Source organism: Myxacorys sp. (assembly GCF_059501405.1).
In genome coordinates this window covers 1-13,030 of the sequence record NZ_JCACCM010000002.1, presented here as the reverse complement: position 1 = coordinate 13,030, position 13,030 = coordinate 1, and the positions used below count along the sequence as shown (strand labels likewise).

Sequence of the window (13,030 nt, the reverse complement as noted above, 5' to 3'; positions counted from 1 at the left end):
CGCAACTCTACGCGATCGCGATCAGAGGAGTCTTCTAAATGAAGCCATTAGCCTGCATTTAGAGCTGCATTAATAGATAGAGAAGTGCAAACTGTTTTAGCTAGATTATCGCTACACCTCTCATCATCGACCTTGCACAAATCGAATTAGCGCCACCACAATCCAACCCAAGATGGCATACACCACCATTGCAATCAAGACGTTGACATCAAAAATATTAGCGGCATCGCCGGATGTTGGGCTAACAAACAAAGTCGAGAATGGCGCAACAAACGGAGCAGAAAGATCGTAGATCACCTGTGCAAAGGAGTTTCCGCTATTTGCTCCAGTCACGCGCAGCAAAAAGCGCAGTCCAAGCAGAATCTCTAGCAATCCGACTAGTAAACAAACGCCGTTGATGAGCCAAATTAAGGAAGAGTTGCGTCGAGCCAATTCTAACCGACGCTCTTCCTGCCGGAGCCGAAACGCCTCTTCTTCACGCTGAAGCCCTCGCTGACGAGCAAGGTTATCTGGGTCATAGGGGTCGCGGCTCATAAATCGTTCTCCACTTTATAATTTTAGATAGGAATCATCTCTGTAGTTGATGGAGGGATGAGACTTTTTATTACATGCTATACGGATATCCGAAAAAGGATCTCTTTGCCAATTGACCCATAGGAGGAGGCAAAGACGTGCTGCTCTATCTTTCGGTAGAGCGCTCGCTAAAGGGAAGTTGCATTGAAGAATACTTTGTAGTACTTCAATGCAAAAAATTCTAAACACAAAAAAGGAGGTCAATTACGACCTCCTGCCAATGCTCAGAGTTAGCAAAATTAAATGGCTTGACTAGCCTATCTTCACAAGCTATGCAAGACCTGTATTTGCTCCAGGTCTACCCGTTGCTAATTCAACCTTGACGATCTTGCCGCCCATTTTCTGAATTCGCTGCTGCTCCCTAAACCAGTTTTCGTAAGGAACCAATTTGGTAAAAAACGTATTCTGCAATTCCCGCTGGGTGCGGATGCGGGTCTGGCTAGGAACGCACGCAGTAACCTTGAACATTCTCATGGATCTTCTTCTCTCCTGAAGTAGGCTAAAACGGGGATGAGGGGTGCTTTACGGCAACACTTTGAAGGGAAGGTTGAGGGATGAACACCACTCAACTGCCCAATAGATGAAAATTAGAAAATTCTGAAAAATAATTGTCGAGATCACACTGCTGAGAGTGACTTAACAAATCTCAAAACAATTACACAATTGTTTGTTTGGTTAAACCAAATTCTTGTTTAAAAGGTTGGAAGTCAAGAGTCAACTTTAAATCGCTAAAACTAAAAATCCTACAAATTAGGTCAATCAGCCTTTGACGATTTAATATTCACTCCGGACTTCCAAACCCTTAGAGAACGCTAATTGCTAACTGCAAGTAGCCTTCATTAGCTCAAGCCAGAGCAGATATAGTCGAAGTAAACGCCCATTTCCTTACCGGCATCAGCACCAACCAAGCCAGAAGTCACTTCTTTCATCGCTTGGATCGACTGAACAGTAGCTGCAATGGGTACACCCAAGGAGTTGTAGGTTTCCTTCAAGCCGTTGAGAACGCGCTCATCGAGAATGGAAGGATCGCCCGCCAACATTGCATAGGTGGAGTAGCGGAGGTAGTAGTCGAGGTCGCGGATGCAAGCTGCATAGCGACGGGTGGTGTACATGTTGCCGCCGGGACGAGTAATGTCCGAGTACAACAAGGACTTCGCAACTGCTTCCTTGACGATCGCGGCAGCGTTAGCGCTAATGCTGGTAGCTGCACGAACGCGCAGTTCGCCCGTTGCAAAGTAGCCCTTAAGCTTTTCGAGAGCGGAAGAATCCAGGTACTTACCCTGAACGTCAGAAGTGTTGATTACAGAAGTAATTGCGTCTTGCATGTCTAAATTCCCGTAAGTCGCGTAATAGTGATCAAAAGAATCCGGTTAACAGCAGTGGCATAGGCCAATTACTGCATTGCACCGATTACATAGTCAAAGTAAGCACCAGCTTCAGACGCGTCTTCACCAGACAAGAGAGAAGCGGCAACGTTCTTCATTGCGCGAACGCCTTCTGCAACAGCAGGAATCGGGGTTCCCAAGGAGTTGTACATTTCCTTGACGCCCACGATACCGATTTCTTCGATCGGGGTTACATCGCCGGAAACGACTCCGTAGGTGACCAAACGCAGATAGTAGTCGAGGTCACGCAAGCAGGTTGCGGTCATTTCTTCGCCATAAGCGTTACCGCCGGGGGAAACCACATCGGGGCGCTTTTGGAACAGTTGGTCGCCAGCTTGCTTAACGATGCGCTCGCGAGAGTCGGTCAAGGTCTGAGCGATGCGTAGGCGTCTTTCACCCGTGGTGACAAAGCCTTTGATCCGATCCAATTCACCGGGGCTGAGATAGCGAGCCTCAGCGTCAGCGTTCACGATTGACTTCGTGACAATACTCATTGATGGATTCCTCCGAAAGAATGTAACCGACTGTGTTTAAACGGGAGTTCCCCAAATGGCTGGTTAAGTCTATTTACTGAGAGCCACCCCTATTTCCTGAGAATCCAGTCAACAGGTTTTGGTCCGGAAATACTTAACATATTGCCTGACACCCCTTCCTGGTGATCTTGGCTATGCAAGCGTTTCAACTTAACTACCTTCCGCAATCATTCTGCGGCATTTTGTTCACCTTCCTCGTCGTTCCGCAACATTTTTTAATGATTTTCCTCAGCATTGAGGTAGAGGGGGATCTTTCTTTGTGGAGAGGTTGTTACACGGTTGAATTCGCTATGGTTTTGGGCTAGTTGAGCTTACGAAGCATTCAAAGCTAGCCGGTTTAAAGTCCGCTCTAGATTTCAAAATAATCTACGACTACTTGAGCGATCGTAGAATTTCCATCTTTAGCAAGCGGCGCTGATTGACGAGGCGGGTTCATCGGTTGAGTTAGAAAATCCCAGTTTCCTTTGAAGAAGTCATCGGGCGTAATGATTTGGTGAGCAGCATAATTTTGAATGCCTTCAAGCAAAATTGGAGCTTCGGCAAATCCTTCACGAGTGAGGCTGATGATCGGCACATCAAAGCGGCAGGCTTCCGAGAAGGTGCTGTAGCCAGGCTTGGAGATGAGACGACCCGACAAGGGCATGAAATCGATCGGACGATAAAAGCGATCGTCAATTTTGATTAAATTTGAAAAGTCTGGAGCCGACAGATCGAAACAGATAAACGTCCAGTCAGGAAAGTGCTGAACATTCTCATAGGGAATGCGATCGAGTCCTAACCCGCCAAACGTCATCAGCACGATGTTTTCTTTCGGCGTTTCTTCTAACCCAAATTTGGATTTTAGTTCAGCTGCATCCACGCGCGGATTAACCCCCGTTAAACCAACATCTTCAACAGAGGGAAAAGCGCTCATCGCTTCGTGGAAGGGCATTCTGAACAAGCGATCGCACTGACTAAAACATTCGCCAATCCAATCCGACATTTCAACAAATTCGCCGCCCCAATCGCGGTAGATGAAGTCCCAGCCAAAGTTGCCCATCATCCATCCTGGGACGCCTGCGGCTTTTGCCATCGGAGCCGCTAAGGGCGGAATGTCGCCTAGGACAAGACCAACGCGGTTTTGTTTAAGAAACGTCACTTCGGACGCAATCAGCGATCGCTGTTGGTCTCGAATTTGTTTTAACCTGGTCAGCGTGGCGGGTTTGTCCATCGTGAGACTATCGCTTTGCACCACGCCAACATCAAACCCGCGAGGACGATGAATGAAGTCGCCGGGAAGGTAAGCTTCGAGAACCGAGCGAGGGGCAGTGGTTGCCAGAATTAGAACCATGTCTGGGGCAAGCCGTTGGATTTCAGCCGCGATCGCGGCGGCACGAGTTGCATGACCGAAACCGTGGTTTGTGATGGCGAGATAGAGAATGGGTTGGGGCATGGAAAAAGATTAGAATGAGGCGGCTGAAATGAGGGTGCGAAATTGTGAAGAGACGTTTCGGCGAAACGTCTGTACGGGGTTGCGTTGATCGATGATTTGTCGCAGTTATTGATTGAGCTGGTACGAGATTAGGTCAATTAGAGCATCTATTTCAGATTCGGTCGTGAAATAGTGAACGCAGGCGCGAATGCAGTTTGGATTGAGAATTGTGCGAACAAAGCAATCTTTTTCTTCTAAAAATTGCACTAAAGATTGGTGCTTTCCACTGTCGATTTGGAAGGAGATTAAGCCTGCTTCAGGAGGAGAAGTTTTGAGACAGGTGACGTTGGGAAGATCGGTTAGCCGTTGCCAAAGATAAGCGCTGCGATCGCAGAGCAATCGATACCGTTCTTCGGCGGGGGCGAATTGGGAATGTAGCGCGATCGCGCTACGCAGTCCGGCATACAGGGGAACTGCAGAGGTGGCAATTTCGTAGCGACGCCCGTCAGATTGATACGATACTGGATCGCCTGCTGCATTGGTAATCACGCTGCGCCAACCGATGAATGTCGGATTCAATTGTGCTTCGGGACGCACATACAACCCACCCACTCCCGCCGGGCCGCACCACCACTTATGTCCAGTAAACGCATAAAAATCTGCTTCTAAGTGGGTTAAATTTAACGGCAAAACGCCGACCGATTGAGCCGCATCGACTAACACCCGAATCTGCTGATCAGCAGAGAATTCATGACACACCTTTACGATTTCAGCCAAGGGTAGAACTTGCCCAGTATTCCATAGGATGTGGCTGAGAACGACTAACCGAGTTTTGGGCGTTAAATGCTGTTGAATGGTTGAGACCGGATCGCCTGAATTCAACGTGTTTAACAGCGGACAAATTGAAACGTCTAGCTCAAATCGGCGCTGGAGTTCGCGGACAGCGGCAATGATGCCTTGATGCTCGCAATCGGTCATCAAAATCTGATCGCCGGGTTGCCAGTCCATGCCCCACAGCGCAATATTGCACCCGACAGATACATCTTCTGTCAACGTAATGGTGTCTGGAGTGGTGCCGAGTTCTTGCGCGATCGCGCTTCTCGTTTGACTCGCCTCTTGGCTCAACCAGCCGTTCACAGCCCCTGAAAACGGCCCTGCCTTTTGAATATAATCTTGAGCGTCGATGATGGCCGTGATCGCGCTTCTTGGCATTGGGCCTTGACCGCCGTAGTTAAAATACGCCTTTTCCCCTAAATAGGGAAAGCGCGATCGCAGGAGTTCTATCTCAGGTGTTGCTGAAGAAACACTTGTCATTCGAGGTTGTGCTTTAAACTAAACAAATCAATACTAATTGTTAGCGATTGAGATTAATCGTCTTCACGCATCTCGCTTCAAGTCTTCGTCTGTTTTAGCTAATTTCTGTTAGTTTATAGGCATGTTTCTAACTGCTGACCTCCTACTGAACTATCAACGATGCAGCCGTCGAGCGTTCCTCGATACCTTTGGAGATGCTCAGCACAAAGATCCTCCAAACGATTATCTGGCAAAGTTAATTCAAGACAGTACCGCGCATCGACGCCAAGTGCTAGAGAGCCAAGCCTATCGGCGACCGAAGTATGCCAGCGGAGATTGGATAGCTGGAGCGCAAGAAACGCTGAAGTTGATGCAAGAAGGGGTGGAGTGCATTTCGCAAGGCGTTCTTACGACAGAGGATGAAGGAATTACACTTGTTAGCATTCCTGACTTGCTGATCAAGCAGCCAGGCTATTCAGTGTTTGGCGATTGGCTGTATGTGCCAACGGATGTGAAGCTGAGCAAACGACCGAAGCAGGAATATCAAATTATTGCGGCGTATCATGTGATGGTGTTGGCTGCAGTTCAGCAAGAGTGGTGTGAAACGGCATGGCTGCAACTGCGAGGACGAGGACTGTTTGAGGTCGATCTGTGGGAAGCGGTTCCCCGAATGCAGGAGATTGTGAATGGTTGTCTTGTCGCTCTGAGGCAAGCGCAAGAGCCAGAAGTATTCATCTCTCGCAGCCGCTGTAGTTTATGTCATTGGTATAGCCATTGTTATGCGATCGCGAAGTCCAATCATCATCTCTCATTGCTGCCTGGGGTGACTCAAAGCCGCTACGCGCAACTCCAAGCTCTCAATCTGACCACCGTTGAAGCCTTGGCTCACACATCACCTACGCTGTTAGAACCCTTGGCAGGATTCGGGCGCGAAACGGCTTATAACCTTGTAAGGCAAGCCCGATCAACGCTCTACAATTCAGCGCTGCTGGACGAGGGTTTAGCCTACGGTTCCGGTCACTTCTACGCTCAATCGATTCCAACGGCTCCGATAGAACTTTACTTTGACATTGAAGCTGAGCCAGGACTGAATCTCGCTTACCTTCACGGCATATTAGTGGTTGACCGAATAAAACAAACTCAAACGTTTCATCCCCTGCTTGCCGAAGCTCCAGACCAAGAACCGATAGTGTGGCAACAATTTTTAGATTTAGTGTGGGCGTATCCTGATGCGCCCATTTTTCATTTTTGCCCCTACGAGACGCAGACGGTTGAGCGGCTTGGCAAACTGTATGAGACACCGGATGAATTGATTCGACCGTTGCTGAGCCGATTTGTGGATTTGCACGATCGCGTGACTCAAACGGTGACGCTTCCAGTCGAGAGCTATGCGCTTAAGCATATTGCTCGCTGGATTGGGTTTGATTGGCGCGATTCGACGGCCAATGGAGCGCAGTCCATCTATTGGTATGCCCAGTGGTTGGAAACGCGCGATCGCAAGTATTTAGATTCGATTTTGATTTACAACGAGGATGACTGTCGCGCCACGTATGTCGTTAAAGAATGGCTGACGGCCTTTCTAGAAAGTGCGATGGGAGCTTCGACGCTTCAAAGAATGGCGGAAGAAGGCGCAGCGTGAGTTGCTGATTGCCGAGTTAATAGCGGCTAAAGTTTCTTGCCGAGAATTACTAAGTTTCGTTCTTCTGCACCAAACCGAGCGACGGTAGGCAGATAACCCCATTGCTGAAAGCCAAACTGCTTGAACAGAGTTACACTCGGGACATTCTCAGCAAAGATGAAGCCGAGCAGTGTTGTGATCTGTAGAGTTGGACTGAGTGCGATCGCATGCTCCAATAAGGCTTTGCCAATGCCTTGACGCCGATAGGGATCGGCAACATAAACGCTCAATTCCACTGTTTCTGCATAGGCGGGTCTGCCATAAAACGAGCCAACGCTGAGCCAACCCGCAATCTGCTCATCAATTTGCATCACCCACAAAGGACGCTGGCGTGACCGATTGCGTAGCCAAGCGAGGCGACTTTCAACAGTGACCGGCTCGACATCGGCAGTGACAATGCGACTAAGAATAGTGCTGTTGTAAATCGAGACGATCGCAGGTAAATCGGCTTCGGTGGCATCTCGAATGGTTCTCATGGGCTGACCTGCTGAGAAATCCACGTTAGGTAGGGCTGCGAGCCAGCCACAATGGGCACTGCAATAATTTCTGGCACTTCGTAGGGATGAATTTGCCTAATCTTGGTTTCTAGTTCCTTGAAGCGACTCAGTTCCGATTTAATCAGTAGCTGCCACTCTTGGTCGTGGTGGACTTCTCCTTGCCACGTGTAAACCGACTGAACAGGAAGAATCGTTGCACATGCGGCGAGTTTTGCTCCAATTAGGGTTTCAGCAATCATCTCTGCTTCTTGTTGAGACGGAGCCGTTACCAAAATTACTCCATAGTGTCCGGTTTGGTCTGACATGGGCAATTACAATAAAACCTAACGTTCTTCTGTAGTGTACAAAGCTGAGCGCGACGAATGCGATCGTTATGATGACTAGAAAAATTGTCCTGACTTTAGTGTGGATTGGATTTGTGGGCTATGCGTTCTTTCTGGCACCACCGAATCAGCCTGATACGTTTGATTTGATCAAAGATATGTCTACCGGGAAGATTGAGGGCATCAATCCATTGATTGTGGCGTTGTTCAACATCATGGGTGTGCTGCCCCTGGCTTACAGTTGTCTAACGTTTCTGGACGGACGAGGACAAAAGATTCCGGCTTGGCTGTTCACTAGCGTCTCGTTTGGCGTCGGAGCCTTTGCACTGCTTCCTTATCTAATTTTTCGCCAACCGAATCCGACATTTCAGGGTGAAAAGAACTGGTTTTTGAGAATTTTAGATTCACGCATTACCGGAGCATTCGTTGCGATCGCGGCGATCGGGCTGCTCTTCTACGGCATTAGTCAAGGCAACTGGACTGATTTTGCGGAGCAGTGGCGGACGAGCCGGTTTATCAATGTCATGAGTCTGGACTTCTGTACCTTGGTTCTGTTGTTTCCAGTGTTGCTAAAAGATGACATGGCACGACGGGGAATTAAAGATCCGAAAGTCTTTTGGGTGGTGACATTAGTTCCGTTGCTCGGCACTCTCGCCTATTTAGCGCTGCGCCCTCCTACGATCGAGCAATCTCGCGCTCAGTCGCTTGAAACGACAAAGGTTGCCGCGTGAATGGACTGGCAAGCACCCCCGGATGAACTGACGCTAGAGCCGAATGACGTTCACATTTGGCAAGCCCGATTAGACGTTCCGCCCGCTCAGGTAAAGGTATTCGCGCAAACGCTGTCAGCCGATGAACACAAAAGGGCAAGGCGGTTCAAATTTGAGGTGCATCGTGATCGCTTCATTGCGGGACGCGGAATTCTGCGATTGCTCCTGTCCCGTTACCTCGGTTGTTCGCCGGACGGGTTGACGTTCGGCTACGCACTACATGGCAAACCGATGCTATTGAGTGTTCAGCGATCGCAATTCGATTCGCAGCCATCACAATTCGATTCGCAGCCATCACAATTCGATTCGCAGCCATCACAACTCGATTGTCAGCCATCACAATTCGATTCGCAGCCATCACAACTCGATTGTCAGCCATCACAATTCGATTCGCAGCCATCACAATTCGATTCGCAGCCGTCACATCTCGATTGTCAGTCATTACAATTTAATGTGGCGCACTCGCAGGACTTCGCACTGTATGCATTTAGCCGCGATCGCCTTGTCGGAATCGATGTTGAACAAATCCGACCCGTTGACAACCTAGAATCTCTCACTCGTCGCTTCTTCTTACCGAGCGAGCACGCCGCAATTTGCAGTGCAGATCCTGACGCTCAAGCCCGCTTGTTCTTCCGCTATTGGACGTGCAAAGAATCTTTTCTAAAAGCAACAGGCGATGGACTTGGAAAGCTTGGCGAATTAGAAATCGCCTTGCCAATGGCCCAAGCGGCTCAACTCAAACGATTGCCAGCCGACCAACAGATTCAGGATTGGCATCTTCAGGAATTGGACTTAGGAGAGTTTGTAGGCGCAATTAGCGCAAAGCGCAATTTAGAGAAAACCACTGCTACGTTACCAGGACAATCTTTGAATCTTCGACAGTTTAGCTTCTTCAGTTAGAGATATTAGCTCGGCGTCGCAATTCAACCCAGAAAACCATCCGTTACATCCGCTATCAAATCCGCTGCCACTTCGTTCTAGCCTCCCCCTGACGATTGAATCCGATAGACAGATTCATGGGAGCAATCCTTCATCGGTGTGATGCTGATCCTTAAACCACCATCGAATACTAAACGTATCTACATTATTAAGTTTCTAGATACATGGCAGTCGAATTTAAATTATTTGCACCTCGTAATCAGAAGGTTGCATTAGTTGGTTCATTCTCCGATTGGCAAGAGATTGCAATGCAGAAAGGAGAAGATGGATATTTCCGAACCAACATTGACCTAGAAGACAACGAGTATCAGTATAAATTTCGAGTGCAATCTAACAGCCCAAATTTAAAAGATCAGTGGGTTGAATTGAATGATCCCTACATGACCGAAATGGATCTGCAAACCGAAACGGGTGTTGTTCGCATCAAAGAAGGGAACCGAATATCAGACACGTATGTTTGGCAACACGACAATGCATCACTTCCTTCCAATGAAGAACTGATCATTTATGAAATGCACATCACCGATTTCTGCGGCGAAGGAGTCGATTTAGAAACGCCAAACAAATTTAAGCAAGCGGTTAAAAAACTAGACTATTTGAGTGACTTAGGGACCAATGCGATCGCGCTCATGCCGCTCACGGAATACGCCGGAAACTATCGCTGGGGCTACTCCGTTCGCTACTTCTTTGCCTTAGAAAGTAGCTATGGCAAACCCGAAGACCTGAAGCACTTCGTAGACGAATGCCACGTCCGCAACATCCGCGTCTTCCTAGACGGAATCTACAATCACACTGACGATCACAGCCCGCTCCTAAAAATCGATCGCGACTACTGGTACTATCACGATCGCCACTATCCTGATGACGATGCAAACTACTGGGGCCCTGAATTCAATTACGACAATTACGACGAAACGCGCAACATTCGTCCGACTTGGGAATTTGTTCGAGATGTTGTTCAATTCTGGATTCATGAATATCACCTCGATGGCATTCGCTACGACGCCGTTCGGCAATTGAACAACTACGACTTCTTCCAATGGCTATTTCATCAAATAGAATCGACTGTCAGTCACAAACCGTTCTATCAAATTGCCGAACACATTCCTGACACTGCCGATATCTGTAAACCCAACGGCATGTTTGATGGCTGCTGGCACGAGAGTTTCCGATACTTTTTAAAAGATGCGCTACTCGGAGAATCTGTTGATCGAGACGAATTCAAAAACGCGATCGCGGCTCAACCACAAGGCTACGCGCATACGACTAGCGTGATTAATTATCTTGCCTCCCACGATCGCGAACACATGATCGTTGAATTAGGCGATCAAGGAATTTTTGATCAGGCGGCGAGCGATCGCGTCAAACTTGGTGCAATTCTACAATTCACCTCTCCTGGCATTCCCATGCTATGGATGGGCGACGAATTCGCTCAACCGACCCACAAAGCCGAGCAGACAACCGAACCCAATCCGCTCGATTGGTCACTCCTCGACCACGAGTTCAATCAAGATCTATTGACGTTCTACAAACATCTAATCGCTCTCCGCAAACAGCAATCCTCTCTCCGCACCGAAAACATCGAGTTCTTCCACGAACACCCAGATCACCCGATCCTGGCTTACGTGCGCTGGAATGATTCTGGAGAACGGGTCGTCGTCGTTGCCAACTTCTCCGACCAATCGTTTGATCACTATGAACTGCCTCATTTTCCAGCAGACGGAACTTGGCGGAAGTGGCTCAGTGATGAACAAATCACCGCAAAAGATAAAAAGGTTGTCATTACGCTTCCCAATCACACGGCATTGATTCTATTGCAAACGTAACACTCTATAAAACACTCCTATGCCCCCATCAACCTTTTCGACTCAAAGTCGATCCTCCCGCTCCCTCAACATTCCACGCAATCCATGGCTGCGTCGAATCGGGTTGTGGATTTTGTGGGTCAGCTTTATTGTCTACATCATTCAGTTCGCGCCTCCAATTCAATCAGACACCTTTCAACCCCTGCAAACGCTTCTCTCAGGGCAAATTCCCTTCATTAACCCAGTCCACATCTCCCTGTTCAGCATGATTGGCATTTGGCTGCTGATTTATAGTTGTCTGATCTTTGCAGACGGCAGGATGCAGCGAATTCGAGCCTGGATTTTTATGCTGCTTTCTATCGGCAGTGGCGTTATCGGATTAATTCCCTACTTGGCCTTGCGAGAACCAAACTCCAATTTTTCGGGTCAAAAAGATAGTTGGTTGCGCTTCTGTGATGCCCGAGCGACAGGCGTTCAACTCAGCATCAGCGCGATCGCACTCTTCCTCTTCGCACTGCTCTTTGGCGATTGGAGCGCATTTCTTTACGAATGGCAAACCAACAAATTCATCCACGGTATGAGTTTAGCGTTTTGTCTCTTCGCATTCTTATTTCCCACATTACTTGGAGATGATATGGAACGTCGGGGCTTAAGCGATGCTCGTCTATTTTGGGCGGTCGCTTTAGTGCCGATCGTAGGTCCTCTTTTTTATCTTTGCGTCCGCCCCCCTCTCCCTGATCGCTAGGCCTTTTCCGTCATCTTGCATCTTCTCAATTCCCTGCTCATTCCCCAAACCCCTGTGATACCATTAGAAACTGGCGTATTCATTACTACGATAGGACGACTCATCCCAATGGCACTGCTGCAAGAGCGCAAACAAGAAATTATCTCCGACTACCAAGTCCATGAGACCGACACAGGTTCTGCCGATGTTCAGGTTGCAATGCTAACCGAGCGCATCAACAAACTCAGCCTGCACCTCAGAACCAATAAGAAAGATCACTCCTCCCGCGCCGGATTGCTGAAGCTAATCGGTCGCCGCAAGCGCCTATTAGCATACGTTCAGAAAGAAGACCCTTCAAAGTATCGCGCTCTCATCGGTCGCCTCGGTATTCGCGGTTAGGCTATTTTTTATGTCCTCTAAACCCAAAGAATCTGGAAACAGCGAAGGGCAAAGCCAGGCTCCAAAGGCTCTCTTGCCCTTCGAGCCAACTCGCAAAAAGGATGCTAAGTCCGCTAAAGCTCCTGCAATTAGAGCACGCAACCCCGCAGGAACTGCTTCACCAACAAAGGCAAAGAAAGTAGAACGCTCCGCCCGTCAACGCGAAGAAATGCAAATTCCTGATGTGGTCAGCCGTAGAATGGCAGGGCGCATGGCGTTCTTTTGCGGTGTTCCAACCAGTCTTGGAATGCTCACCTTTGTTGTGAGCTATTTTGTCGTAACGAAGGGGTTATTCAAGCTGCCAAATTCAGCCGTTTTGCTGATTAGCCTTGGATTCTTTGGGTTAGGAGTCGTCGGTCTATCTTACGGGCTCCTTTCCGCCTCTTGGGACGAAGAGCAGCCCGGAAGCTTACTAGGGATCCAAGAGTTTTCAACCAATTTCGGGCGGTTAACAGACGCTTGGAAGTCGGCAAGGAAGCGGAAGACTCAAGATTGAATAGGTCAGCCCTATGAGCTAGGGAGTAGATAGTTAAATTTAAGAAAGTAGCACTGGGGCAGGATTATCTCATCAAAATCCTGCCCCAACTGTCTGTGCAAGATTGCTTTGACAGGACTTACGCAGTGACGCTAGGAGTAGGGTCTGGTCAAGTTGAGTCATTAT

At 48.5% G+C, this 13,030-nt stretch carries 15 protein-coding genes; 7 read left to right on the top strand and 8 right to left on the bottom strand.

Translation table 11 applies throughout. The features are described from left to right. Positions 1-123: 123 nt before the first annotated feature. The 6 genes from AC5I6P_RS00120 to AC5I6P_RS00095 form a co-directional block, all read right to left on the bottom strand. Positions 124-534: a YggT family protein gene (locus AC5I6P_RS00120; protein WP_495691724.1), complete on the bottom strand. Its 411-nt coding sequence runs from the start codon at positions 532-534 to the stop codon at positions 124-126. A gap of 309 nt (positions 535-843) precedes the next feature. Continuing rightward, positions 844-1,041 (bottom strand): rod-capping linker protein CpcD domain-containing protein, encoded by a 198-nt coding sequence (locus AC5I6P_RS00115; protein WP_495691723.1) that lies wholly within the window; start codon positions 1,039-1,041, stop codon positions 844-846. 371 nt (positions 1,042-1,412) lie between these two features. Continuing rightward, on the bottom strand, positions 1,413-1,898 hold the full coding sequence (gene apcB / locus AC5I6P_RS00110; RefSeq protein ID WP_495691722.1) for an allophycocyanin subunit beta: 486 nt from the start codon (positions 1,896-1,898) through the stop codon (positions 1,413-1,415). Between the two features lie 68 nt (positions 1,899-1,966). Next, complete coding sequence (gene apcA, locus AC5I6P_RS00105; RefSeq protein WP_162424136.1) at positions 1,967-2,452, bottom strand: allophycocyanin subunit alpha; 486 nt, start codon at positions 2,450-2,452, stop codon at positions 1,967-1,969. A 388-nt stretch (positions 2,453-2,840) separates the two neighbouring features. After that, positions 2,841-3,923, bottom strand: coding sequence for a glycosyl transferase (locus AC5I6P_RS00100; RefSeq protein ID WP_495691721.1), 1,083 nt, complete (start codon positions 3,921-3,923; stop codon positions 2,841-2,843). A 105-nt stretch (positions 3,924-4,028) separates the two neighbouring features. Continuing rightward, a complete protein-coding gene (locus AC5I6P_RS00095; RefSeq protein ID WP_495691720.1) occupies positions 4,029-5,216 on the bottom strand; it encodes an aminotransferase class V-fold PLP-dependent enzyme in 1,188 nt (395 codons plus the stop codon). Between the two features lie 121 nt (positions 5,217-5,337). On the opposite strand from AC5I6P_RS00095, the gene AC5I6P_RS00090 reads away from it, so the two are divergent. Next, positions 5,338-6,834, top strand: a complete 1,497-nt coding sequence (locus AC5I6P_RS00090) for a TM0106 family RecB-like putative nuclease (RefSeq protein ID WP_495691719.1) — start codon at positions 5,338-5,340, stop codon at positions 6,832-6,834. Positions 6,835-6,860: 26 nt separating this feature from the next. Here the strand turns inward: AC5I6P_RS00090 and AC5I6P_RS00085 are convergent, their stop codons facing one another. Both AC5I6P_RS00085 and cutA read right to left on the bottom strand, forming a co-directional pair. Next, positions 6,861-7,349, bottom strand: coding sequence for a GNAT family N-acetyltransferase (locus AC5I6P_RS00085; RefSeq protein ID WP_495691718.1), 489 nt, complete (start codon positions 7,347-7,349; stop codon positions 6,861-6,863). Beyond that, entirely contained in the window at positions 7,346-7,675 is a 330-nt protein-coding gene (cutA, locus tag AC5I6P_RS00080; protein WP_495691717.1) for a divalent-cation tolerance protein CutA, read from the bottom strand. The genes AC5I6P_RS00085 and cutA overlap by 4 nt, the downstream gene beginning before the upstream one ends. Positions 7,676-7,743: 68 nt before the next feature. On the opposite strand from cutA, the gene AC5I6P_RS00075 reads away from it, so the two are divergent. The 6 genes from AC5I6P_RS00075 to AC5I6P_RS00050 all read left to right on the top strand — a co-directional run bounded on the left by AC5I6P_RS00075 (position 7,744) and on the right by AC5I6P_RS00050 (position 12,865). After that, the gene (locus tag AC5I6P_RS00075; RefSeq protein WP_495691716.1) at positions 7,744-8,424 is read left to right on the top strand and encodes a DUF2834 domain-containing protein; all 681 of its coding nucleotides are present in this window, start codon (positions 7,744-7,746) and stop codon (positions 8,422-8,424) included. After that, entirely contained in the window at positions 8,425-9,363 is a 939-nt protein-coding gene (locus AC5I6P_RS00070; protein WP_495691715.1) for a 4'-phosphopantetheinyl transferase family protein, read from the top strand. Positions 9,364-9,566: 203 nt separating this feature from the next. After that, complete coding sequence (locus tag AC5I6P_RS00065; protein WP_495691714.1) at positions 9,567-11,228, top strand: alpha-amylase family glycosyl hydrolase; 1,662 nt, start codon at positions 9,567-9,569, stop codon at positions 11,226-11,228. Between the two features lie 19 nt (positions 11,229-11,247). Beyond that, positions 11,248-11,952: a hypothetical protein gene (locus AC5I6P_RS00060; protein WP_495691713.1), complete on the top strand. Its 705-nt coding sequence runs from the start codon at positions 11,248-11,250 to the stop codon at positions 11,950-11,952. A 54-nt stretch (positions 11,953-12,006) separates the two neighbouring features. Then, on the top strand, positions 12,007-12,330 hold the full coding sequence (rpsO, locus tag AC5I6P_RS00055; protein WP_495691712.1) for a 30S ribosomal protein S15: 324 nt from the start codon (positions 12,007-12,009) through the stop codon (positions 12,328-12,330). Positions 12,331-12,340: 10 nt separating this feature from the next. Continuing rightward, positions 12,341-12,865, top strand: a complete 525-nt coding sequence (locus AC5I6P_RS00050; protein WP_495691711.1) for a PAM68 family protein — start codon at positions 12,341-12,343, stop codon at positions 12,863-12,865. The last annotated feature ends 165 nt before the right edge of the window (positions 12,866-13,030 follow it).